Source organism: Burkholderia sp. MSHR3999, assembly GCF_000833595.1.
Taxonomy (GTDB): domain Bacteria; phylum Pseudomonadota; class Gammaproteobacteria; order Burkholderiales; family Burkholderiaceae; genus Burkholderia; species Burkholderia ubonensis.
Window position 1 is genome coordinate 1,449,955 of sequence record NZ_JRFO01000007.1, and the last position, 23,231, is coordinate 1,473,185.

The 23,231-nt window shown below is 64.7% G+C and carries 17 protein-coding genes; 6 read left to right on the forward strand and 11 right to left on the reverse strand.

Annotated features, from left to right (window positions below):
- Window positions 1-5: 5 nt before the first annotated feature.
- The 4 genes from KY49_RS29910 to KY49_RS29925 all read right to left on the reverse strand — a co-directional run bounded on the left by KY49_RS29910 (window position 6) and on the right by KY49_RS29925 (window position 6,180).
- Window positions 6-1,034, reverse strand: coding sequence for a DNA-binding protein (locus tag KY49_RS29910; RefSeq protein ID WP_042587944.1), 1,029 nt, complete (start codon window positions 1,032-1,034; stop codon window positions 6-8).
- A gap of 173 nt (window positions 1,035-1,207) precedes the next feature.
- The gene (locus tag KY49_RS29915; protein WP_042587945.1) at window positions 1,208-2,392 is read right to left on the reverse strand and encodes a porin; all 1,185 of its coding nucleotides are present in this window, start codon (window positions 2,390-2,392) and stop codon (window positions 1,208-1,210) included.
- 55 nt (window positions 2,393-2,447) lie between these two features.
- Window positions 2,448-4,865: a glycoside hydrolase family 31 protein gene (locus KY49_RS29920; RefSeq protein ID WP_042587946.1), complete on the reverse strand. Its 2,418-nt coding sequence runs from the start codon at window positions 4,863-4,865 to the stop codon at window positions 2,448-2,450.
- Between the two features lie 19 nt (window positions 4,866-4,884).
- Window positions 4,885-6,180: an MFS transporter gene (locus KY49_RS29925; RefSeq protein ID WP_042588846.1), complete on the reverse strand. Its 1,296-nt coding sequence runs from the start codon at window positions 6,178-6,180 to the stop codon at window positions 4,885-4,887.
- Window positions 6,181-6,651: 471 nt separating this feature from the next.
- Here KY49_RS29925 and KY49_RS29930 point away from each other — a divergent pair, with 471 nt between their 5' ends.
- Complete coding sequence (locus KY49_RS29930; RefSeq protein WP_042587947.1) at window positions 6,652-8,160, forward strand: sensor domain-containing diguanylate cyclase; 1,509 nt, start codon at window positions 6,652-6,654, stop codon at window positions 8,158-8,160.
- A 22-nt stretch (window positions 8,161-8,182) separates the two neighbouring features.
- Here the strand turns inward: KY49_RS29930 and KY49_RS29935 are convergent, their stop codons facing one another.
- Complete coding sequence (locus KY49_RS29935; protein WP_042587948.1) at window positions 8,183-8,851, reverse strand: hypothetical protein; 669 nt, start codon at window positions 8,849-8,851, stop codon at window positions 8,183-8,185.
- A 379-nt stretch (window positions 8,852-9,230) separates the two neighbouring features.
- Here KY49_RS29935 and KY49_RS29940 point away from each other — a divergent pair, with 379 nt between their 5' ends.
- A complete protein-coding gene (locus KY49_RS29940; RefSeq protein WP_042587949.1) occupies window positions 9,231-9,686 on the forward strand; it encodes a CHRD domain-containing protein in 456 nt (151 codons plus the stop codon).
- 56 nt (window positions 9,687-9,742) lie between these two features.
- On the opposite strand, the gene KY49_RS29945 is transcribed toward KY49_RS29940, so the two are convergent.
- A complete protein-coding gene (locus KY49_RS29945; protein WP_042587950.1) occupies window positions 9,743-12,496 on the reverse strand; it encodes a UPF0182 family membrane protein in 2,754 nt (917 codons plus the stop codon).
- Between the two features lie 225 nt (window positions 12,497-12,721).
- Between KY49_RS29945 and KY49_RS29950 the strand changes: the two genes are divergently transcribed.
- Window positions 12,722-13,141 (forward strand): DUF1810 domain-containing protein, encoded by a 420-nt coding sequence (locus KY49_RS29950; RefSeq protein WP_042587951.1) that lies wholly within the window; start codon window positions 12,722-12,724, stop codon window positions 13,139-13,141.
- Window positions 13,142-13,175: 34 nt separating this feature from the next.
- On the opposite strand, the gene KY49_RS29955 is transcribed toward KY49_RS29950, so the two are convergent.
- The 3 genes from KY49_RS29955 to KY49_RS29965 all read right to left on the reverse strand — a co-directional run bounded on the left by KY49_RS29955 (window position 13,176) and on the right by KY49_RS29965 (window position 14,528).
- The gene (locus tag KY49_RS29955) at window positions 13,176-13,628 is read right to left on the reverse strand and encodes a hypothetical protein (RefSeq protein WP_042587952.1); all 453 of its coding nucleotides are present in this window, start codon (window positions 13,626-13,628) and stop codon (window positions 13,176-13,178) included.
- Window positions 13,629-13,698: 70 nt separating this feature from the next.
- Window positions 13,699-13,905: a hypothetical protein gene (locus KY49_RS29960; protein WP_042587953.1), complete on the reverse strand. Its 207-nt coding sequence runs from the start codon at window positions 13,903-13,905 to the stop codon at window positions 13,699-13,701.
- 44 nt (window positions 13,906-13,949) lie between these two features.
- Entirely contained in the window at window positions 13,950-14,528 is a 579-nt protein-coding gene (locus tag KY49_RS29965) for a class I SAM-dependent methyltransferase (RefSeq protein WP_042587954.1), read from the reverse strand.
- A gap of 432 nt (window positions 14,529-14,960) precedes the next feature.
- Here KY49_RS29965 and mdtD point away from each other — a divergent pair, with 432 nt between their 5' ends.
- From mdtD to KY49_RS29980, 3 genes are all read left to right on the forward strand, one after another.
- Entirely contained in the window at window positions 14,961-16,364 is a 1,404-nt protein-coding gene (mdtD, locus tag KY49_RS29970; protein ID WP_042587955.1) for a multidrug transporter subunit MdtD, read from the forward strand.
- 11 nt (window positions 16,365-16,375) lie between these two features.
- On the forward strand, window positions 16,376-17,569 hold the full coding sequence (locus tag KY49_RS29975; RefSeq protein WP_156162637.1) for a tyrosine-type recombinase/integrase: 1,194 nt from the start codon (window positions 16,376-16,378) through the stop codon (window positions 17,567-17,569).
- A gap of 516 nt (window positions 17,570-18,085) precedes the next feature.
- Window positions 18,086-19,147 carry an extracellular catalytic domain type 2 short-chain-length polyhydroxyalkanoate depolymerase gene (locus tag KY49_RS29980; RefSeq protein WP_230380814.1) on the forward strand — a complete coding sequence of 354 codons (1,062 nt, stop codon included), beginning with the start codon at window positions 18,086-18,088 and terminating at the stop codon, window positions 19,145-19,147.
- Between the two features lie 117 nt (window positions 19,148-19,264).
- Here the strand turns inward: KY49_RS29980 and KY49_RS29985 are convergent, their stop codons facing one another.
- Window positions 19,265-20,392, reverse strand: coding sequence for a pepsin-like aspartyl protease (locus KY49_RS29985; RefSeq protein ID WP_060208770.1), 1,128 nt, complete (start codon window positions 20,390-20,392; stop codon window positions 19,265-19,267).
- An 821-nt stretch (window positions 20,393-21,213) separates the two neighbouring features.
- Entirely contained in the window at window positions 21,214-22,800 is a 1,587-nt protein-coding gene (locus KY49_RS29990) for an isocitrate lyase (RefSeq protein ID WP_042587958.1), read from the reverse strand.
- Window positions 22,801-23,231: the final 431 nt, after the last annotated feature.

Below are 23,231 nucleotides of genomic sequence, written 5' to 3' on the forward strand. Positions count from 1 at the left end.
CGCCGTCAGCTCGACGCTTCGTCGACGCGCTTCCTCGCACGCGGCTTGCGCTTGCCCTCGGCCGCGGCGGGCGTTTTCCTGGCGGCACGCCCCGGCGGCGTGCGGCTCGCCATCGCCAGCGCCCCGATCTCCCGCCTCAGCGTATCGAGTTCGTTCCCATATACCGCATTGGTCGCCTGCGCGCCGTCGAGCTGCCCCTGAAGCACCCCGCATCGATGCAGCGCATCGCCGAGCTGCGCCTGCAACGCAGCCACGTCGTTCCGATACTGGACGTCGCGCTGCTCGGCGCGCGCGGACAGCGCGTCGAGCTCCTTCTGCAGCCGCGCGGCCGTCACACGCTCGCGGTCGATCTCCTGCAGCGCGCGCTTCTCCGACGCGCGCAGGCGCTCTTCGGCACGATTCGCGTCGTCGCGCAGCCGGTCGAGCTGCGCGGTGAAATCCGCACGCGCCTGCGCAAGCGCGCGATCGCCTTCCGCGTTGTCGGCCTTCACGCGCTCGATCTCGGCCGTGAGCGCGCGCTGCGATGCGCTGTCGGCCGCACGGGCCTGCTCGAGCTCCTGAATCCGCACCTGCGCCGCGAGCAGCGCGGCCGTGCGCTGCTCGAGCGCCGTCTCGGTGCGCGCGAGTTCGGCCTGCAACGCGGCGACCTCGTTCTTCGCGGCGGCCCGCTCCGCCTCCACCTCGGCGCGCAACGCATCGAGCGACGTCGTGGCCGCGGCCGTCGATCGGCTCCACAACGCCGCCACCAGCTCGCCCGCCGCCGCCTGCAGGTCGGCCGGCAAGTCCGGATGCTCGATCCGCACGCGGCTCTTTTCCCGCAGCTCCGCCCAGAACTCGCCGAGCACCGCCGTCGGCGTGCTCATGCTGCCCCTGCGCACCAGCTGATACAGCCGGTTGGCGGTCGGCGTGATGCCGAAGCGGAAGAACAACAGGGCACACACCTCGCGGTACAGCTCGCGGGTTTTCGGGAAGTCAGTCTTGAGCCGCTCGATTTCTGCGGCGACGCGAGTTTCGTCAGGGGCGAGGTCGGACATGGTCGGGATTTGCGAGAGATTTTGTTAATAATATAACGTAAACCGTCATATATCCAACTAATCACCCACACATATTTGACATTATTTCTATAGTGTCAAATATTGACCTCCACACCTCGGGATGAAGTTGCCCGTGTAACGATGGCCGGCCAGCCCGCTGCGTCATGCGTGCTTCAGAATGCGTGGCGCAGCCCCACCATGCCCACGAACTGCGAGGGCCCGGACGACGGCGTCGTATTCTGGGAATCACCGACGACCGCCACCGCGTCCGCGATGCTGGTGCCCGCGCCCGACGCGATCAGCGACTTGCCGCGCGCGTGTTGATAGGCCTCCAGCGCATAGATCGTCGTGCGCTTGGACAGGCTATAGGTCTGCTCGAGCGAAATCTGGTGATAGCGCGCCGGGTCGGTGATCCCGTTCGACTTGCTCGCCATCGTGTAGCTGTATCCTGCACCGACCGTGATTGCGGGCGTGAAGCGGTACGTCGCGATCACGCCGTACGTGTTGAACACGGCCTCGCTCGCGAACAGCGACTTCGAGCCCGGCGCGTACTGCACGTTCGAATAGTTCACGCCGACCATCAGGCTGTTCATTTCGTAGCGGGCCGCGGCGGCGATCAGCTGCACGCCGCGTGCCGTTGCATAGCCGTTGTTGACCGGCGAATTGGCCGCGAAGCTGCCCAGCGCCTGACTCGTCGCAATGTCTTTCAGCTTTACGTAACCGGCCGCCACCGAAAAGGGCCGGTAGTCATAGCGCAGCGCCGCGCTGAAATTGCTGCCGCTCGCGACGCTGCCCGGCACGCCGCCGAGCGCGTACTGGCCGCTGAACACCAGGCCGCCGAAGGTCGGCGACACGTAGGTGATCGAATTGTTGAAGCGCAGCGTCGTATCGAGCGCGTCGACATCGCCCGGGTGCGCGCCCGTCGCGCCGGTCAGCACGCCTGTCGGCCCCAATGCGCCGACCATATTGAAGTACGGCGTGTACTGGCGGCCGAGCGTCACCGTGCCGTACTTGTTGTCGCTCAGGCCGACATAGGCCTGCCGGTTGAACATCACGCCCGCGCTGCTTTGCGCGCCGGTCAGCGAGTTGAAACCGCTTTCGAGCCGGAAAACGACCTTCGTGCCGCCGCCGAGATCCTCCTCGCCAAGCAGGCCGAACTTGCTCGCCTGCAGGTTGCCCTGGCTCATGTAGAAATTTGAATGGCCGCGCTGGTTGCTCGAATAGGCGAAAGCATTGTCGACGACACCGTACAGCGTCACGCTGCTTTGCGCGAATGCGCCCGTCGACAACGGTGCACCGGCCAGCGGCAGGCACGAGAGGACAACCGCACGCGCACGCGTGCATCCGATTTTTTTCATGGCTCGAAGATCTCCAAAATGTCATGCGGCCGGCCGATCCGGCCGGTCGATGTTGTTATCGACGGGAAAGAGGAATGCTCAGGTGGCGCCAGCCGTCGGCCACGCGCTCGTCGGCGATGTCGCCGTGCGTGCAAACGGCGTTACGCCGGTCGGCCGACGGCACGCTCACCCGCACGTGCGTCTGGTTGCTGCGCATCGGGCCGGCGCGATCGACCGAGATGCGCAACGTGGCCGTATCGCTCGCCACGGTGACGTTCCATCTCCCCTGCTCGCCGCCGCGCCACGCTTCGGTTTCGCCGTCGTCCTCGACACAGCCGCCCATCGCAACGCCGCTGCCCGCATGCGGCACGACGACGAATGCGCGCTCGTCCGCGGGGCGATTGAAATGCTGTTCCGCGATGTTCAGCGGCAGCACGGCGCCCTCGCGCAGCAGCATCACGGGCTGCTCGAACGGCGCCGGCAAGGTGACCGTCCGGCCGCCGTCGAACGCCTCGCCGCTCCAGTACGACACCCAGCGCGTGCCTGCCGGCAGATACACTTGACGCTCGCGCTGCCCTTTCTCGACCACGGGCGCGACGAGCAACGACGGGCCGAGCATCATGTCGTCGCCGTCGACGAGGCACTGCGGATCATGCGGAAACTCGGCGAACGTCGGCCGCAGCACGGGCTCATATGCGCTGTGCGACTGCCACAGCAGCTCGTACAGGTAAGGGATGAGTCGATAGCGCAGCTTGATCAGCCCGGCGATCTGGCCGGTCACGTCCGGATACATCCACGGCTCGTTGACGGTGCCGTCGTCGTTCCACGAGTGAATGCTGAAGCGCGGCAGGAAGCAGCCGAACGCGACCCAGCGCAGCAGCAGTTCCGGTTCTGGCGCCGGGCCGGCGAAGCCGCCGATGTCGTGGCCGCTGTTCGACACGCCCGACATCGCGAGGCCGAGCCCCATCTTCAGGTTGTAGCGCAGCGTTTCCCACGACGTGTAGTTGTCGCCGGACCACGTCTGCACGTACCGATGCATGCCGACGCCGCCCGAGCGCGACACGAGGAACGGGCGCCGTTGCGGCGCATGTTCGCGCTGCGCGTCGCGCGACGCGCGCATCATCAGCAGGGTCTGCAGCACCTTCGCCTCACGCGCCGGGAACGGCCGGCCGAAGCCCTGCGCGATCGCGTCGGGCGACCAGATCTCGAACTCGTTGTTGTCGTTCCACGTCGCGGCGATGCCGTGACGCAGCAGGCTTTCCTTCACGCGCGCCTTCCACCAGTCGATCGTCGCGCGATTCGTGAAGTCGAGATAAGCGCCCACTTCGTCCCAGAACTGCACCCACGCGGGATCGCCGTCGCGCGCTTCGATCAGCAGGCCCGCTTCGGCGGCCTCGCCGAAAGCCGGATGGTCCTGCAGCAGGCACGGCTTGATGTTCGCGCACAGCCGCACGCCGTGATCGAGGTAGCGCCGCACGAAGCCGTCGACGTCCGGGAACTTGTCGCGATTCCAGTGGAATACGTAGCGTTTCGGGCCGATCGACGTGTAGCCCGACGACAGGTGAAACGAGTCGCACAGGATGTCGTGCTCACCGCACCGCGCGAGGAATTCGCCCATCCGCTCCTGCGCGTCGGGCGCATCGGTGTAGCTCATCGTCGAGCCGGAATAGCCGAGCGCCCATTTCGGCATCAGCGCCGGCCGGCCCGTCAGCCACGTGAAGCGCCGGACCGCGTGCAGCGGCGTGCCCGGCGACGCGATGAAGTAATAGTCGAGATCGCCGTGCTCGGCGACGAAATGGCGGTAGTGCCCGTGATAGTTGTCCAGCTCGCGCCCCATGTCGAAGCGGCAATCGGCGAGCGTGTCGTAGAACAGGCCGAACCCTGTCGCCGCCTGAGGCTGCCACGTCACGTAGAACGGGATGTGCTTGTAGAGCGGATCGCTCGTGCGCGCGCTATAGCCCATCGCATCGATATTTCGCATTTCGAAGCTCTGGTTCGCGCGATCCAGCGCGCCCGCACGCTCGCCGAGGCCGACATACATCTCGCCCGGGCGGCGCTCGACGTAGTGATACGCGCGCGCGTCCCACCAGCCGAAGTTGTATGCCTGCGTCTTGCGATCGTTCATCACGCGCTGCCATGCGCCGTCGTGCAGGATGTCCCACGCGCAGAAGCCGCCGTCGAGCGCGACCGTGAGCCGCACGCGCGCGGTTTCGATCGTCACGCGATCGGCATCGACCGCCGTCGCGTACGGCACCGCGTCGAAACCGCTCATGTCGCGCCGGTCGCGCCCTTCGAGCGGCACGTCTTCCATGCCGGGCGCGATCGCCCACGTGCGCGGCCCGCGCAACGCGCCGTCGGGCAACACCAGGACGCGGATGATGTCGTCGGCGAGGACGAACAGTTCGATCCGGCAGCCGTCGGCGGCCGTCAGAACGAGGTGATTGCCCTGTCGGGCGGACAACGCGAAGCGCGGTCGATTCTTCAAGGTGGCCATGATGGATGTCGAGGTCTGGTCAGGCGGCGGAATGCGCGCCGTTGTCGATCTTTTGCGGGCTCGGGTCGCGCGTCACGCCGCGCATCAGGAGCACGAGCAGCGCCGCGCCGATCAGGTCGAATGCGCCGAGCGCCCCGAACAGCGGCCCGTAGCCGAGCTTGTCGGCCAGCGCGCCGACGAGCAGCGAGAAGCCGAGCCCGCCGGTCCACGCCGCCATCCCCGCGAAGCCCGCGGCGGTGCCGACTTCGCCGGGCTCGAAGACGTCGGCCGCCAGCGTGTTCACGAGCGCCGAAATCATCTGGTGCGCGAAGCCGCCGACGCAGAACAGCGCGATCGCCTGGTACGGCGACGAGACGAGCCCGATGCAGGCCGGGCCGATCATCATGAACGCGCCCAGCACGACGCCGGCGATCCGCGACCAGATCAGCGGCATGCGGAACCGCTTCATCAGGAACGGCGACAGGTAGCCGCCGAACAGCCCGCCAAGGTCGGCCGCGAGGAACGGCAGCCACGCGAACAGCGCGATCTGCTTCAGGTCCATGTGCCGTTCGGTCGCGAGATACAGCGGAATCCAGAAACTGAACGTCTGCCACGCCGGCTCCGCGAAGAAGCGCGCCTGCGCGATCGCCCAGAAGCGGCGCGTGCCCAGCACTTCGCGCACGCGGCGCTTGTCGCGCGCACCGGACGCCACCGGCGTCTGGCCGCCGACGATCGCGTCGCGCTCCGTCGTGCTGATGCGCGCATGATCGGTGGGCGAGCGGTAGAACAGATACCAGATCGCGGCCCAGACGAACCCGAGCGCGCCCGTAACCGCGAACGCGCTCTGCCAGCCGTAGCGCAGCGAAAGGAACACGACCAGCGGCGGCGCCAGCAGCGAACCGAGCGAGGTGCCGGCATTGAAATAGCCGACCGCGACCGACTTCTCGCGGTTCGGAAACCATTCGGCGACGACCTTCATCCCGGCTGGAATCGCGACGGCCTCCGATAGCCCCATCAGGCCACGCAGCGCCGCGAGCGACAGCCAGCCGCCCGCGAAACCGTGCAGCACGCCCGTCAGCGACCAGAGACACGCGAACACCGCAAAACCGATGCGCAGGCCGATCAGGTCGATGATCAGTCCGCACACCGGTTGCATGATCGTGTAGCCGACCTGAAATGATGCGACGACATATGAGTATTGCTGCGTGTTCATGTGCAGCAGGGTCTTCAATTCGGGCGCCATCACACCGAGCGCGTTGCGCGACAGGTAATTGACGATGGTCCCAACGCATACGAGCGCGATGATCCACCAGCGCAAGCCCATGATTTTTCGCAAGATTGTCTCCATCCATATACGGGACTGCGGCCGGCCCCGCTCGGCGACGTGGGATCGTCCGATGCTCGAATTCGAACATCGAATCGATATCCCACGTCGGTCATCGTATCACTTGAAAACTCGGCCGACATCAGGGAAAACCATGCCGGAAAGCCGGCGGATGGCCGGCAGGCCTTGCTGGATTGGACAATCGTGACGTCTGGGCCGAGCGGCGGTCGGATCTCGCATGCCCCAAGGCTTGTTCGTTTTGATGTTCGAATCCGGCTTCATGTGCGAATTGGAACTTATTCGAAATGTAATGCCCCGGGTTGGCGTGGCGCGGGGGGCCAATTTGATGCAAAAAGCCTTTGCATCAATTTGTTCTTCCAGCTCGCAACCGTGCGCCTCGATTTTCCACCGGACCTGCCGTTAACTCGGCTTTCGCCTCCCCGCCCGGACTAACCAGACCGACCACCCGACACCCGTTCAAGCATGTCCGCATCCATTTCAATCGAGAAAATTGCCGACTGGGCCGGACGGCACCATCTCGTCGTCGGCGCGCTGGGTACGTTGATGTCGTTGGCTGCCGTCGGTGTCAGCGTGATCACGCTTTGGGCCGCGAGAAGCGAAGTCGTCGCGCACGCGCACGAGACGTCCCGGAACGTCACCGCCGTCCTGGTCAGCGAGATCGAGCGGACCGTGGAAACGGCCAATAGCGCCCTCGTCGTCCTCGCGTCCGAAGTCGACAATCCCGCCGTTCGGCGCATGGATCCTCTATTGCGGCACGATTTGCTGTTCCAGCGCACCGCCGCACAATACGTTACCGGGATGGGCGTAACGGACCTCTACGGTCAGCTGATCGACGGCTGCTGCAGCACACCGCATATTTGGGATTTCAGCGATCGCGACTATTTCACCGTCCATCGCGCGTCGGCGGACGTCGGTCTTTACGTATCGGAGGCCTATCGGGCCCGTTCGCGCGACGGCAAGGCATCCATCGCGCTGTCCAGGCGAATCAACCGGCCGGATGGTTCATTCAACGGCATAGCGGTCGTCGCCATCGACCTGAACTACTTCGGCCGACTCCTTTCCAGGCTGAACGTAGGGCCCCACGGCATCAGCGCAATCATGCGTGCGGACGGCACCATCCTGGCCAGGAATCCTCCTCTCAGCGAGCACCAGTCGAACCGGCTGCGCAACTCGAAGGCATTCGAGCGCATGGTCAGCCGCGATTCCGGGTTCTATGCCGCCCACTCGCCCATCGACGGGATCTTGCGGCTGTATACGTTCCAGCGCGTTCCGGGTACGCCGCTCATCGCCGTCGTTGCGCCGGCCGAGCGGGACGTGCTGGACAACACCACGCGCATGTCCTGGAAAGTCGGCATTTCCGCTTCCCTGATCGCGGCATTGTTCTGCGCGGTGGTCTGGTTGCTGGCATTCGCATTGCGAGACAACCTTCGCAAGCAGCGCCTGTTGACGGATCTCACCCGGACCGATCCGCTGACCGGCCTGCGAAATCGCCGCGCACTCGACGCGGCTCTCTCGGACGAGTGGGAAAGACTCCGTCGCAGCAGCAGCGGCTGCCTGTCCCTGCTGTTTATCGACGCGGATCATTTCAAGCAATACAACGACCGTTACGGACATGCGCAAGGCGATACGGCATTGAGATATCTCGCCGAATGCATCCGGAAGCATACGCGGCGCCGCAGCGATATCGCAGCGCGCTACGGCGGCGAGGAATTCGTCGCCGTCTTGCCGGACACCGACGAAATCGGGGCCGCGAAGGTTGCAGAGGCCATTCGCGACGAAGTCGAACGCAATCGGCTGTCCGGATTTCCTGACGCCGTGCCCCCTTTCACCGTCAGCATTGGCTGTGCGACCGCCCGCAACTCATGGCCTGCTTCGCTCGACGCGTTGGCGAGTCACGCGGATTCAGCGCTGTATGCCGCCAAGCGCGAGGGAAGAAACCGGGTTTCGAGCAGCAAAAACACACTATCCTGAACCCCGGAAAATCGAGAGCGGATTACGACGCAGGTTCGCAATCCGTCCAATACGCAAAGGGATCACGATGATCGGGGTAGTGCTCGTCCAGCCATTTCAGCAATGTCGTTCGCGCACGGTCCAGATCGGCTTTCAACGACGAACTCGTCATTTCATGCACTTCGCCGGATTTCTCCCGATCGATCACGAAGCAGTGCCAGTCGGGGCCGTCCAGTTCAGGATCATCGGCAGCGATCGATGATCGTCCCCAGGCAAACCCCTTGCGTGCGTCGATATAGTATCGAGGATGCACTTTCAGATAGGACATCTCGCCACCCTGCAAGCTGCTCTCCGCTCGCAGTACGTCGTGCCTGTCGACGATCTGCGTGACGCCCGGAAGCTGGCGGAATCGCCATCCGGCAGGCAGCCTTGCCACGGCCTGAACGCTGTCATATGCGCCCCACTCCAAGCCCCAGGCTTCGGCCATGCGCTTCATGAACGCGTCCGCATTCGGGTAGCCGCGCAGCTGAATTCTTGTCGACAGCGCGACTTCGACTCTGCCGCGAACGCCTGGATCGACATCGGCGCTGTCATCCGGCGCGTCGAACGGACTGCCGGAACGTGACGCGCGATTCGCTTCCCCGGGCGGAACGCCCGAAAACAGCTGGTCAAGTGCCGCGCGTGCTTTTGCCGACTTGTCTGACCGATCCATCACTCACCTCTCGCTCACATGGGGAATCTCGCTTCGAAACACTAGCACGCATTTCCGTCCGGGCGTCTCAATGCGGACCTTGCAATGCCCCCTCCGGCGGCGGCTGCCTGAACCATCGCGTAAGCCACGCCAGACAGGCGACCCCGAGCACGAACCACGCGACCCCGAGCACGATCGCCGCACCCGCTCGCCGCAGGCAAACCCGACCGGCTGACCTAGAATGGTTTTCGGGCTTTGTCCCTTTCTCGCGGTCGTGCCGTTGCCGTGGCAAAGCCTGCATTTCCCTTTCCACGTGTTCTTGCTTCCGGTGCTCGCGCCCCGGTCGAACGACGGCGAAGGGTCGCCGTCCGGCCCGGCGGAACCGGATCGGAGATAGCAGATGCCTACTTCAATGTCGCGGCGCGCCTCCGTGGTACTCGCCGGGCTCGCGTGCGCGGGATCGATGACGCTCGCGCAGGCGGCGCCGATGTCGTTTTCCGTGCCGCTGGCCGGCTCGCAGGAAGTCCCGCCCGTGCAGACCCAGGGCACGGGCACGGCCGACCTGACCTACGATCCGGACACCCGCGTCGTCAAGTGGACGGTCACCTTCAGCGGCCTGTCGAGCGCCGCCATCATGGCGCACTTCCACGGCCCGGCTCCGGTCGGCAAGAATGCGTCGCCCCTGGTCTGGCTGTCGCAGAAAGGCGCGATGTCGGCCGAGAGTCCGCTCACCGGCCAGGCGACGCTGTCGCCGTCCGACGCGCAGGCGTTCCTGGCCGGCAACCTGTACGTCAACGTGCATACCAAGGATCACCCGGCCGGTGAAATCCGCGGTCAGGTGGTGCCGCCGAAGTGAAGCCGAAAGGCAACTGACGGCCGCGGCGCGGGAATCGCGCATTCGACGCGTGCCGCTCACTTGCGCGTTGCGGCAGGGCCGCCCCCCATCGATTCGAGCAACGGCCGCAGCGCGTCCAGCTCGGCGCCGAAGCCGGCCCAGTCGCCCGCCTTCAGCCGTTCGAGCGCGCGCGCGTAATGCGCGAGGGCCTCGCGGGCGCGCGCATCCGCCGCGCCCGGCGGCGGCGCGCCCGCCGACGCCGTCTCCTTGAACAGCGCCGCGAGCGCCGCGCTCAACGTGTCCTCCATCACGACGCGCTCGCCGTACGCGGCGATCACGCGCTTCAGTTCCGGCAGTTGTCCGGACGCCGCGCGCAGATAGAGCGGGGAAACGTAGAGGATCGAGTGCTCGATCGGAACCACGACGAGATGGCCGCGAATCACGCGCGAGCCCATCTGGTTCCACAGCGAGATCTGCTGCGAGATCTCGGTGCTCTGCTGGATGCGCGCCTCGATCTGAAACGGCCCGTAGACGAGCTTGTCCTTCGGGAACGTATAGACGATCAGCTTGCCGTACTCGGGCGGATCGCAACGCGCCGCCAGCCACGCGATCATGTTCTCGCGCTGGCTCGGCACCATCGGCAGCATCAGCACGAACTCGGCGCCTGCGTCGCCCGGCAGGCGCATCATCGTGTAATACGGCGCCATCCGCGTGCCCGCGGCATCGCCGCCGTCGATATCGCTCAGCTCGCGCGGGAACTGCCACAGGTCCTCGCGGTTGTAGAAGACTTCCGGCGTATCCATGTGGTACGCGCGGTACAGGTTCGCCTGGATCAGGAACAGGTCCTCCGGGTAACGGACATGCCGCCGAAGGTCCTGCGGCATCGCCGCGAGCGGCTTGAACATGCCGGGGAAGATGCGCGCGTAGGTCCGCACGAGCGGGTCGGCCGGATCGCTGACAAAGAAGTCGACCGTGCCGTTGTACGCATCGACCACCACCTTGACCGCGTTGCGGATGTAGTTGTCGCCGTCGCCGACGCCCGGCGGCGCATACGGGAACCAGCGGCTGGTCGTGTAGGCATCCTGAATCCAGAACAGGCGCCCGTTGCTCACGACCGGATACGGATCATGGTCGAGCGATAGAAACGGCGCGATCGTGCGAATCCGGTCGCGAATGTTGCGATGAAACAGGATCCGGCTGTCACGCGTGACGTAGCGGGTCAGCAGGATGTTGGGATCGTCGAACTGCCACGCGAACAGGCTGCGCCGCGCGATGCCGCCGATCGCGACGCCGTCGCGCCCGCCGTACGTCGTGTAAACGTTGCCGTCCCCTTTCGGGTAGTCGAATTCGGGCACGCTGCCCTTCACGATCACATAGCCCTGCTCGCCTTCGCCGAAATAGACGCGCGGCTCGCTGATCGCCGGCCCGCCGTCGGCGACGGGCGGAATGTCCCGCAGATAGAGCGAAGGCAGGCCTTCCGCGGATTTCTCCGTGACCGGCGACATCACGACGCCGTTGCCGTGCGTGAACAGCAGGTGCAGGTTCACCCAGATGCGCGCGTTCCCCGCGAGCATCGCCGGCTCCAGTTCGCGCGCCGACAGCATCACCTGCCGGTAGCCGGACGCGAGCGCGTAGCGGTCGATATCGACGGAGAAGAACTTGTAGTAGGTGCGAATCTCCTGCAATTGCGCGTAGGTATCCATCAGCGGCTGCGCGTCCCACAGCCGGATGTTGTCGATGGTCGCGCGATTGGCCGCGAGCGACGCGGGATTCAGGCCCTGCCCGGCGTCGAACGGCTGGACTGCGATCTGCGTGAGGCCGTAGGCCTGCCGCGTCAGCGCGATGTTGTGCGCGAGATACGGCGTCTCGAGCTGCAGTTCGCTCGGCTTCACGTAGAAGCGCTGGAACAGCGCGGGATAGACGACCCCGAGCGCGAACCCGCCGCCGAACACCAGCAGCGCGGCGGCGGCCGGCAGCCGATAGCCGGGTCGCCGCAGGTTGACCGCCAGCGCGGCGGCCGCCGCGATCGCCACGCCGATGAGCAGCCACAGCACCGGCAGCACGACGTGGACATCGGTATAGCCCGCGCCGACCACGACGTCGTTGTTGTCGTAGAGCAGCAGGAAACGGTCCAGCCACCACGACCACGCCTTCAGCAGGAACAGGAGCGCCAGCAGCACCGAGCCGTGCACCGCTGCGGCCGACGCCATCCCTTTCGGCGCCCGCAGCACGAGGTCGCCGCGCAGCCAGTAGACGGCGCCCGCGACGAGCGCGCTGCACACGAGCAGCTGCAGCAGCCAGTTCCTGATCGCGATCCACGCTGGCAACGAGAACAGGTAGAAGCCGATGTCCTCGCCGAAGATCGGATCGCGTTCGCCGAACGGCACCTGATGAACGAAGCGCAGCGCGATCGGCCAGTTCGACATCTCGTTGCCGGCGATCGCCAGCGCCAGCACCGCCGCGGCGACCGCGATCACGAAGCGCCACGGAATGCGCGCCAGGACTTGCCCGGCCAGCGCCCGGACGGCCTCCTCCGCGCGCGTCGACAACGCCTCCTCCACTTGCCAGATCTCGATGCGCGTCGCGTATCGATGCGCGAGCAGGCCCGACGCGCCGATCGCCGCCGCCGATGCGGCGAACGCGACGACGAACAGCAGCACCCGGGTGAGCAGGATCGTCCAGAACACGCCCGTGTAGCCGACCGACGCAAACCACAGCCAGTCGACCAGCACACCGGTGACGCGCCCGACGGCGATCAGGCCGGCGACGACGATCGCGGCCGCGATCGCATAACGTCTGACGCGTGACGCGGAAGTCGCTTGCGGGCGCATCGAGGCTCCTTTGCCGGCCCGTCACGCGCGGCCGGCCGCGACCGGTCCGTGGTGCACGGCTGCCCCGCCAGGATCGCGGCTGGCCGGATTCCTCATGCTACGCCTGTCGCCGGCGCGCGGCCATCGGGCGGGACGCGGGGCGCGGCGCGCAATTGCATGCCCTCCGGACCCGGATCACAATGAACGTCGCCACGGCTTGCCGCGGCGGGATGGACGGAGGGAGACATGGACGATCCCTATGACCTTCAGCGCTTCGTCGATGCGCAGGATCCGGTGTATGCACAGGTCTGCGACGAACTGCGCAGCGGGCGCAAGCGCAGTCACTGGATGTGGTTCGTCTTTCCGCAGATCGAAGGGCTCGGCGACAGCGTCATGGCGCAGCGCTACGCGATCGCGTCATTGCGCGAAGCCGACGCGTATCTTCGGCATCCGGTGCTCGGCGAACGGCTGCGCGAATGCACGCGGCTCGTCAACCACGTCGACGGCCGCTCGATCCAGGAGATCTTCGGCTATCCGGACTATCTGAAATTCCGGTCGTCGGTCACGCTGTTCGCGCACGCGACCTCGGACAACGCGGTGTTCGTCGAAGCGCTCGAAAAATACTACGGCGGCGAAGCCGACCACGGTACGCTGGCGCGGATCTAGGCTTCGCGCCTTCTCGCGCCAGCCGCGACACACGCTACGCCGCGCACTGCTCCATCTCGCCCGCGGCGTCGCGCGACCTGCCCAAATACGCATCGACCCGTTCGGCGACCTGCGCCACCGTCGCGCGCGGCGCAAGCCGCAACTGGCGATCGTAGAGCGCCAGCAGGCCGCCGATCGCGTCCGATGCCGCAGCGCTCGCCGGCGCGCAGGCGCCGGCCACGGCCGCGGCCGGATCGCACCGGTTGATCGCGTCCTGGGCCGCGTCGAACGTCGCGCGGCGCTCGCGATCGTCGCTCACCCCCGCCTCCAGCAGGAAGTGCGTCGCGACGAGCGCGTGCGTCAGCACGGTCAGCGTATGGCAATCGCCCCGGCCGGAGCGGAGCGTGCACAACGCCATATAGCATTCGAGCGCGATCCTGTCCCGTTCCGCGGCGGGGATGGGCAGCAGATCGCCCTTGGTTCGAACGGCGGTCTTCAACGGTCTCATGTGAACAGAATGGCGGGCGCTATCAAACGTTTGCGATAGCCGGTGATAACGGCAGGTGCGCCCCACAGCTTTAGGGTCGCTTTACCGTCGTCATCGTATGGTCATGGTCGGCCGTCACGACGATCAGCGTGCTCGACAGATCGACCTTCGACAGCGCAACGCGAATCGCATCATCGAATGCGGCCGTCGTGCCGGGCGTCGGTCCGTCGCCGCTGCCGCAGCCCGCCAGCGCGAAGGCGCTTGCACACAGCAGCGCCGCCAGTCTCGTTCCCTTCATGTTTGCGGCGATGAACCTGCGCCCGGTCGCGCTCCCGTGCGGTTCTACAGGACTTGCTTGTGCATCACGTCAATGCGCGCGGGCGGGATGTTTCTCCAGACGATAGGGCTGCGCGTGACCACGAAACCCGGGTATCGGGATGGGCGGTAAGCCGGCGACCGCAAGTCGTAGGTGAACTGAATCATGACGCCGTCACTGGACAGCGCCTGGTGGCATTGCCCGACGATGGTCGACACCACCTGACGCGGCAGCGAGCGCAGCGGCAGGCACGACACGATCGCGTCGACCCGCGTATCGGGCGGCAGCAGGCGATCGAGCTCCGCCGCGTCGCCGTGCGCGATCGTCACGGCTGGAAACCGCGCCTGCAGGTGTCGTGCGAACACGTGCGAGCGCTCGACCACCACGAGCCGCTCGGGGGCGATGCCGTGCTCCAGCAAGGCGCGCGTCACCGCGCCGGTTCCTCCGCCGAGTTCGATCACGAGCCCTTCGCCGGCCGGCACCGCGGATGCGATCTCGCAGGCGAGACGCGGCGAACTGGGGCACAGCGCCCCCACCGCGGCGGGACGGTCGACCCATTCGCGCACGAACAGCGCGGACACGCGCCATGCGTTCGGCCAGATCACCGGATGTCCTTGGTCAGCCTGACCTTCACCTTCGTTGCGGAGCCCATGCGAGCGGGAACGGCCAGAGCAAGCGCGATGAATGTCACTTTCATGGGAGTCCTCCGTGATGAACAGGTCGCGCGCCGGGGGGAGCGGCGATCGAGCGAATTCTAGGAAACGCAAACTTAAGCCCACGTGAAGACGTCGCGCTGCCATGGTTGGGCGACAACCTCCGTCTCGAATGATAGCTTGCGACCGCGCGTCGACTTGCCCGGGTATGTCCGGAGAAATTGCCGCTTGCCGCCCGACGGATCGGGCGCGCCAACCTTCAGACGACTTCACGATGACCGTGCAACCCGCTAACATCGCTCGTGGCACGCTCTTCCGGCCACGCCGCAAAAAGCTGACATAACGCTTTCAAATGGCGCGGCCGCGCGTCAATGAATCCCCGCCATGACCCGCACCACATCACACCCCGCCCTGCTCTGGATCGTCGCGTCCGCGTTCTTTATGCAGACGCTCGACACGACGATCGTCAACACCGCGCTGCCTTCGATTGCGCAAAGCCTGCACGCGTCGCCGCTCGCGATGCAGCCGGTGGTGGTCGTCTATACGCTGACGATGGCGATGCTCACGCCCGCATCCGGCTGGCTCGCCGACCGCTTCGGCACGCGCCGCGTGCTGTCGGCCGCGATCGTGCTGTTCGTGCTCGGCTCCGTGTGCTGCGCGGCCGCCCGCAGCCTCGACCAGCTCGTCGTCGCGCGGGCGCTGCAGGGCGTCGGCGGCTCGATGCTGCTGCCGATCGGCAGGCTGTCGGTCCTGCGCGGCGTGCCCGGCGAACAGTACGTGTCGGCGCTCGCGTTCGTGTCGATCGGCGGGCAGCTCGGCCCGATCTTCGGGCCGACGCTGGGCGGCTGGCTGTCGGAAGCCGTGTCGTGGCACTGGATCTTCCTGATCAACGTGCCCGTCGGCGCGGTCGGCTTCGTCGCCGTGCAACGTCATCTGCGGCACGATCACGCGACGCAGCCGCCGCCGTTCGATTTCATCGGCTGCGCGCTGCTGTCGGCCGCGATGATCCTGCTGTCGCTCGCGGTCGATCCGCCGGCGCAAGCGCGCCACGCCCTGTGGCCGGCGGGCTGCGCGGCGCTCGGCGTGGCCGCCGCGCTCGCCTACGTTCCGTACGCACGACGGCGCGCGCGGCCGTTGTTCAGGCTCGCGCTGTTCCGCGAGCCGAACTTCGGCGCGGGGCTGCTCGGCAACCTGCTGTGCCGGATCGGCTCGAGCGCGGTGCCGTTCATGCTGCCGCTGCTGATGCAGGTGCAGCTCGGCTACACGCCGACGCGTTCGGGCCTGATGCTGCTGCCCGCCGCGATCGCGGGCGTGCTCGCGAAGAACCGGGTCGCGCCGCTCGTGAAGCGCTACGGCTACCCGGCGTTCCTCGTCGTCAACACGGTGATCATCGGCGTGACCATCGCCGGGTTCGCGCTCGTGTCCGGCCAGTCGTCGCCGCTGCTGGAAGGCGCGCTGCTCGTCGTGTTCGGCGCGGCCAACTCGATGCAGTTCGCGGCGATGAACAGCGTGACGCTCAAGGATCTGTCGCACGCGGACGCCGCCAGCGGCAACAGCCTGTTCACGATGATGCAGATGCTCGCGATGGGGCTCGGCGTGTCGATCGGCGGCGCGCTCGTGAACCTGTTCGCCGCACGCTCGGGCTCGGCCGCGAGCGGGTTCATGCTGGCCTTCGTGTGCGTGGGCGCGATCACGCTGCTGTCGGCGTTCGTGTTCCGGCGGATCGGCCTGCCCGCGCCTCAGCGCGGGCGCGCGAGCCGGCTGTCGGGCGGCACGACGGCGAAATAGGCCGGACTCCCATGACCACGCCCGTCCCCACCGATTCCGCGCTGCGCCCGCTGCCGATCGACGCGCTGACCGTGCCGGCCGCGCTCGACGGACGCGCCGGCGCCAACCGCTCGCGCACGGGGCACGCGCAGATCGCCGCGACCAACGACCTCGACGCGGTGCGCGCGTGGCTCGCACGCTTCGTCGACACGCCGGCCACGTTCCAGAACTACCGGAAGGAAGCCGAGCGCCTGCTGCTGTGGGCCGTGATCGCGTGCGGCAAGCCGCTGTCGTCGCTCACGCACGAGGATCTGCTCGTCTACCGGCAGTTCCTGCTCGCGCCCGCGCCGGCCGACGTCTGGTGCGCGAGCGGCGGCCGCAAGCATCCGCGCGGCGATCCGCGCTGGCGGCCGTTCTACGGGCCGCTGTCGCCGGCCAGCCAGCGGCAGGCGATGGTGATCCTGAACGTGATGTTCGCGTGGCTCGTGCAGGCCAGCTACCTCGCCGGCAATCCGTTGTCGCTGTCGCGGCAGCGCATGCGCAAGCCCGCGCCGCGCGTCACGCGCCACCTCGGGCCCGCGCTGTGGCAGTCGGTCAAGGATGCGATCGACGCGATGCCGCGCGACGATGCACGCGCGTGCTTTCACTACGACCGCGCGCGCTGGCTGTTTACGCTGCTGTATCTTGGCGGGCTACGGATCGCCGAAGCCGCCGACAACACGATGGGCGGGTTCTTCTGTCGCCGCGACGCCGAGGGGCGCGATCGCTGGTGGCTCGACGTGACCGGCAAGGGCGGCAAGCAGCGGCTCGTGCCGGCCACCGACGAGATGATGGCCGAGCTCGCGCGCTACCGGCGCGCGCATCAGTTGCCTGCGTTGCCGGGCCCCGGCGAGGATACGCCGCTCGTGCTGCCGGTCGGCCACGCGCGCAAGCCGCTCACGCGCGCGGCGCTGCATACGATCGTCAAGAGCGTGTTCCGGCACGCGGCCGACCGGCTGCGCGCGCAAGGCGACGCGGGCGAGCAGCAGGCGCGCGTGCTCGAACAGGCGTCCGCGCACTGGCTGCGGCACAGCGCCGGCTCGCACATGGCCGACGGCCGGCTCGACCTGCGCATCGTGCGCGACAACCTCGGCCACGTGTCGCTGACCACGACGAGCCAGTACCTGCACGCGGACGACGACGTGCGGCATCGGGAGACCGAGGAGAAACATCGGATCGGCTGGTGAGCGGTGATGGCGCCTGAGCCCCCGAAGCCGTCTGGCCGGATCGGCAGAAACTTGAAAACCGCACGCAATAAAAATGTCAGCTTCTGCGGCCCGCTTATCCATCGCGCAACATTTTTCAATGCTTTCATAAATGATGGTCCTGCACATATAGATCGCAAATGTTTCAATTGCCGATCATTCGCAAAACATGTGCCAAAAACCATCTTCGTTCTGCCCGGGAAAATACCGACCGTATTGAGAAAATACAGCCACTAATCTTAATTCCAATCACGGAATCATAAGAACAAGAGACTGTTACCGGACCACTGAACTGCCATCTCACGGTTCCTATTCAGGCGACGTCGTTCGCTCGTCGAGCGACGCCCTCTTGCGTGCCCGCTCCCGTGAATTTGCGCGCCTGTTGATTGCGCGGTCTTCCGCGAAAGAGCCCAACACTCGGTGACGTGTTGAGGCGATGTCACGCCCAACCAGTCCACGCCGTGCGTGGATGTGTCACATAACCCAAGGAAGCGAGACATGTCGCATTGCACAGTCTTTCGGCGGGCCTTGTGTATAGGCGGTCTGGTCGCGGGTTTGGCTCAGTCCGTGCCGCTCGGCGCTCAAGTTGCGAAGCTGCCCGCATTCAACGTCGATATCAAACAAACGTCGGTTTCAGGCCTGTCGTCAGGCGGATTCATGGCGGTCCAATTCGACGTTGCCTACTCGTCGATCGTGAAAGGCGCCGGCATCATCGCCGGAGGCCCTTACGCGTGCTCCCAAGGAAGTCTGGTCCTCGCCATGATGGCCTGCATGAATGCCATCATGCCGACCGACATTCCCACCCTGATTCGGATAACGAAAGCGAATGCGCGCAGTGATGCGATCGATTCGACCGCCAATCTGGCCAACCAGAAGATCTGGATGTTCTCGGGGAGTCAGGATTCCGTCGTCAAGCAGTCCGTGATGAACGACCTGCGGACCTATTATCGGCACTTCATCAGCGCCGCCAACATCAAGTACGTAAAAAATGTCCCGGCCGAACATGCGATGCCCACGGATTTCTTCGGGAATACCTGTGATTTCAAGGGCAATCCGTTCATCAACAACTGCCACTTCGACGCATCGGGCGAGTTGCTGAAGTGGATCTACGGCCCCCTGAATCCCAGGAACACCGGCAGCCTCGACGATCAACGCTTTATCGAGTTTGACCAGAGCGAGTTCATCGGCAACCCCCGTCAGCACAGCATGGCCGACACGGGCTGGATCTACGTGCCCGCCAATTGCGCCAATGGGCAAGCATGCCGGCTGCACGTCGTGTTCCACGGGTGCTTGCAGTACCCCGCCTTTTCGGAAGGCGAAGCCACTTTCGGCACGACGTACGTCAGGAATACCGGCTACAACCGGTGGGCGGATACCAACAACATCATCGTGCTCTACCCACAGTTGTTCATCGGCCAAGGCGACCCGGAGACGTTCAACAATCCCAATGGTTGCTGGGACTGGTTTGCTTACGACGATCCGAACTTTGCCACCAAGACGGGAAATCAGATGAAAGCCGTAAAGGCAATGATCGACAGAATCTCGAGCGGAGCGCATTAAGCGTCGCGAACCAGTACAAGTCATCCATGGCAAGCGTTCCGGGCGCCCTCCCGAATCCTGCGCCGCCCTCGAATGGGCGAGCGCAGGGATTTGCGGCTTCAAACCGCCTTGAACGGCCTACTTGGGCGTTGCAAACTTGATAACTCCTAAGCCCGCGGTGCCGTCGAAGATCGTGTAGTAACCATTCATGAGCGGCAAACCAAGGATTGCCCCGCCATCCGCCTGCGCTGGCGAAATGGCGGCAATCGCTTGTCCTGCTTCGCCGGCGTCGAGTTGCCAGTAGTTCTCCGGCGGCACTTGCAGTGTTACGTCGTGCCCGCCGCTTATTCCCTGGAGCGTGAATGACAGCGTTGGCCACTTCGAAAGGTCCAGATCGGTGTTGGGTATCAACTTCCCGCCCATCGATCTCTTGAGCAACTCCTGCTGAGCCGTTGGCAGAACCGACAGGATACGGTTGATGATCGTCGGACCGAGGACGAGCGTGTTCGTGCCGCTATCGACAATCGAGTTTGTCGGCATACCTGCCTGGGGCCGCGATGAAACAGGGAATTGCTGATCGCCAATGCCCACCGACACGAGGTTTGTGCTGTACCAGTCGTCCGCCAGAACCGCAGCAGTTTGAAAAGTCCCGGAATAGAGATCGGTCGCCTCCTCTCCTCCTCCAAGGATAAACGTCCCCTCGTTCAAGGGATCCGTGCCTGGAGTGGGACCGACCCTCACGAATGAGCGACGTGTACGAAAGGCCATCTTCTCCAGCAGCAAGCCCTCGTTGGCCAGTTGCATCAGGCACGGGACAACGGTCGTCCGCTTGCCGTGCTCGATCTGTGACGGCGTGTACTTTTCCGGCCACGTGACGCCAGGTAGCAAAAACGCATCGTCGAGCCCCTGATAGGCCAGGCCCAGAATGCCATCCGCGCCGCGGAACATGGAATCCGTAGCGTCGTAGGCAACCGCAACCGGGACATTCGTACCGGCAACATCGCCGATTTGGACGGTGTCGCGTAGGACCGCGCCCGCAAAGCTGCTTCCATCACCGTAGGATTCGACCTGGCCCAGGTTCGTCGCTGCTGTCCCGGTGCCGAGTACAGGCGAATACTTCTTGTCGCTTACCGCCAAGGCGCTGCTACCCGTGTCAAGAATCAAATTCAAAGATCTGGCGCTCTCGCCGACACCGACCGTGACGACACCGGTATAGTCACCGCCCATGTTGATGTTGGTGATGGGTATCCGTACATAGCTTGGCATAATCGACTCCTCTCCGAACAAGTTTGAGGATCCGCGTCTCCGAGTCAGGTTCTTTCCCTCGACGAAGCCGGGAGTTGCACAGCAACACCTACAACAGATCTAAACAAGGGCGTGTCGCAAAACGCCTCTCCAATGCATCGTCCTTTTCGGAATTCATGCAGTCGTTGATGTCGTTCTTATAACCTCGCGACAACCCCGCACGCTGCTGATGCCTCATTGAAGTGCGTGTACGGCCGTATGCGTCGTTGACGGCCGACGACCATGCGTCCCTGGCGTCCGGGACAATGGACCCTCATTCCCATAGGGAGTAGAGACCGCGCAATCAACATGCGCACAAGTGCAATGGCGCGGGCGCACAAGGGAAACGTCCCTCGAAGCGCAAACGGCGTCGCAAAAATTGAAACCGAGAATGGAAGCCCCGTGGTCATGTCTAGTGGCCAATTAAAGTTTCTAATTCTTTCAGCCATGTATGGCGTAAAGATTAGCCCACGACCCTGGCATTTCTGTTGGTATTTTCCCGGATAAATGGAAGACGGCTATTTGGCATCGTTATTGCGCCGTCCGTTACCATGCCACCTTGCCGATGTCCAGCATACAGACTGTAAACACATTTTCATCCAATTTCGCTTTTTTAAAATCCCTCTATGCAATGGCCCTTCATATAAAAGCAGGCTCTGTCGCTCCAGTTAATTCGTCTAACTAGCAGAAATTTCCGGAACATATCGTTCCCCAAAGAACAGGACGATGCATGGGACCAACTCGCCGAATAAAAAAACGCCAACCCGTCATGGGTTGGCGTTTTGCTCTGGGTATGACCGGTATCAGGAGAACTGATTCATGGTGTTGTCCTTACCCGCCGCCTTCAGCGCCGCTTCGCCGCTGAAGTATTCCTTGTGGTCGTCGCCGATGTCCGAGCCGGACATGTTCTGGTGCTTGACGCACGCGATGCCCTGACGGATTTCCTTGCGCTGCACGCCGGCCACGTAGCCCAGCATGCCCTGGTCGCCGAAGTATTCCTTCGCCAGGTTGTCGGTCGACAGCGCGGCGGTGTGGTACGTCGGCAGCGTGATCAGGTGGTGGAAGATGCCTGCTTCGCGCGATGCATCGGCCTGGAACGTGCGAATCTTCTCGTCGGCGAGCGCGGCCAGTTCCGACTGGTCGTATTCCACGCTCATCAGTTGCGCGCGGTCGTACGCCGACACATCCTTGCCCGCGGCCTTCATCGCGTCATACGCCTGCTGGCGGAAATTCAGCGTCCAGTTGAACGACGGGCTGTTGTTGTACACCAGCTTGGCGTTCGGGATGACCTTGCGGATCTCGCTGACCATGCCGCCGATCTGCGCGATATGCGGCTTTTCGGTTTCGATCCACAGCAGGTCGGCGCCGTTTTGCAGCGACGTGATGCAATCCAGCACGCAGCGCGCTTCGCCCGTGCCGGCGCGGAACTGGAACAGGTTGCTGGGCAGGCGCTTCGGACGCAGCAGCTTGCCGTCGCGCTTGATGACGACGTCACCATTGCCCAGTTGGTCGGCCGACAGTTCTTCGCAATCGAGGAACGCGTTGTATTGGTCGCCCAGGTCGCCCGGCGTGTTGGTCACGGCGATCTGCTTGGTCAGGCCGGCGCCCAGCGAGTCGGTACGGGCCACGATGATGCCGTCGTCCACGCCCAGCTCCAGGAACGCGTAGCGGATCGCGCGGATCTTGGCCAGGAAGTCCTCGTGCGGCACGGTGACCTTGCCGTCCTGGTGGCCGCACTGCTTCTCGTCGGACACCTGGTTTTCGATCTGGATGCAGCATGCGCCCGCTTCGATGAACTGCTTGGCCAGCAGGTACGTGGCTTCGGCGTTGCCGAAACCCGCGTCGATGTCGGCGATGATCGGCACGACGTGGGTGACGTGGTTGTCGATCTTTTCCTGGATGGCGGCCTTGGCGGCGGGGTCAACGGCTGCGTCCAGCTCGCGGAACAGGCCGCCCAGTTCGCGGGCGTCGGCCTGGCGCAGGAACGTGTACAGCTCGCGGATCAGCGCGCTGACGGCGGTCTTTTCGTGCATCGACTGGTCCGGCAGCGGGCCGAACTCCGAGCGCAGCGCGGCCACCATCCAGCCGGACAGGTAAAGGTAGCGGCGCTCGGTGCTGTTGAAGTGCTTCTTGATGGAGATCATCTTCTGCTGGCCGATGAAGCCGTGCCAGCAGCCGAGCGACTGCGTGTACTTCGACGGGTCCGCATCGTAGGCGGCCATGTCGGCGCGCATGATCTTGGCGGTGTACTTGGCGATGTCCAGGCCCGTCTTGAACTTGTTCTGGGCGCGCATGCGGGCGGCATACTCGGGGTTGATGGCATTCCAGGCGCTGCCGTGGTTCTCTTTCAAACCAGCAACTGCCTTGATGTCGTCTTGATATTGGGACATGTCTATCTCCTGGGAACGAAGCGCATTTGGGTAAAGGGTTCAGCGTGCCCGCCTCGTCTGTCGAAGCGAACTGCATGACCAAATGGTAGCGCTGCTTCGCTGCATTGCGGCGAAGTCTTATATAAGACATAAGATATAAATTTCGCTTATTTTTCAATGATATAAGCGGCAGCTTTTGCGATGCAAAACATGTTTTCAGTCGATGAAAAGGCGGTGACGCGGGAATTCGAAGTGGATTCCGCAATGCGAAAAGCGCTTTCGGCTGCTGGAGGCCGGACGGGCACGTAGGCCGCCGCCCCACTGTCACAACGCGGCAAAACTCCCCGTCAACAATGCGTGTCGCCGGGATCCCGCTCGTTTCCGGCCCACGCATGCGCCAGCCCGTGTTGCGCGGACTGGGCCGCTTCCCGTCCTCGTGCTCCTTTCACCGA

Coding starts and splice junctions, on each gene's coding strand:
- mdtD (WP_042587955.1), top strand. CDS start 14,961: ATGACCCGCACCACATCACACCCCGCCCTGCTCTGGATCGTCGCGTCC.
- KY49_RS29945 (WP_042587950.1), bottom strand. CDS start 12,496: ATGCGCCCGCAAGCGACTTCCGCGTCACGCGTCAGACGTTATGCGATC.
- KY49_RS29935 (WP_042587948.1), bottom strand. CDS start 8,851: ATGGATCGGTCAGACAAGTCGGCAAAAGCACGCGCGGCACTTGACCAG.
- KY49_RS29930 (WP_042587947.1), top strand. CDS start 6,652: ATGTCCGCATCCATTTCAATCGAGAAAATTGCCGACTGGGCCGGACGG.
- KY49_RS29955 (WP_042587952.1), bottom strand. CDS start 13,628: ATGAGACCGTTGAAGACCGCCGTTCGAACCAAGGGCGATCTGCTGCCC.
- KY49_RS29975 (WP_156162637.1), top strand. CDS start 16,376: ATGACCACGCCCGTCCCCACCGATTCCGCGCTGCGCCCGCTGCCGATC.
- KY49_RS29915 (WP_042587945.1), bottom strand. CDS start 2,392: ATGAAAAAAATCGGATGCACGCGTGCGCGTGCGGTTGTCCTCTCGTGC.
- KY49_RS29960 (WP_042587953.1), bottom strand. CDS start 13,905: ATGAAGGGAACGAGACTGGCGGCGCTGCTGTGTGCAAGCGCCTTCGCG.
- KY49_RS29980 (WP_230380814.1), top strand. CDS start 18,086: ATGTCGCATTGCACAGTCTTTCGGCGGGCCTTGTGTATAGGCGGTCTG.
- KY49_RS29990 (WP_042587958.1), bottom strand. CDS start 22,800: ATGTCCCAATATCAAGACGACATCAAGGCAGTTGCTGGTTTGAAAGAG.
- KY49_RS29985 (WP_060208770.1), bottom strand. CDS start 20,392: ATGCCAAGCTATGTACGGATACCCATCACCAACATCAACATGGGCGGT.
- KY49_RS29950 (WP_042587951.1), top strand. CDS start 12,722: ATGGACGATCCCTATGACCTTCAGCGCTTCGTCGATGCGCAGGATCCG.
- KY49_RS29920 (WP_042587946.1), bottom strand. CDS start 4,865: ATGGCCACCTTGAAGAATCGACCGCGCTTCGCGTTGTCCGCCCGACAG.
- KY49_RS29940 (WP_042587949.1), top strand. CDS start 9,231: ATGCCTACTTCAATGTCGCGGCGCGCCTCCGTGGTACTCGCCGGGCTC.
- KY49_RS29910 (WP_042587944.1), bottom strand. CDS start 1,034: ATGTCCGACCTCGCCCCTGACGAAACTCGCGTCGCCGCAGAAATCGAG.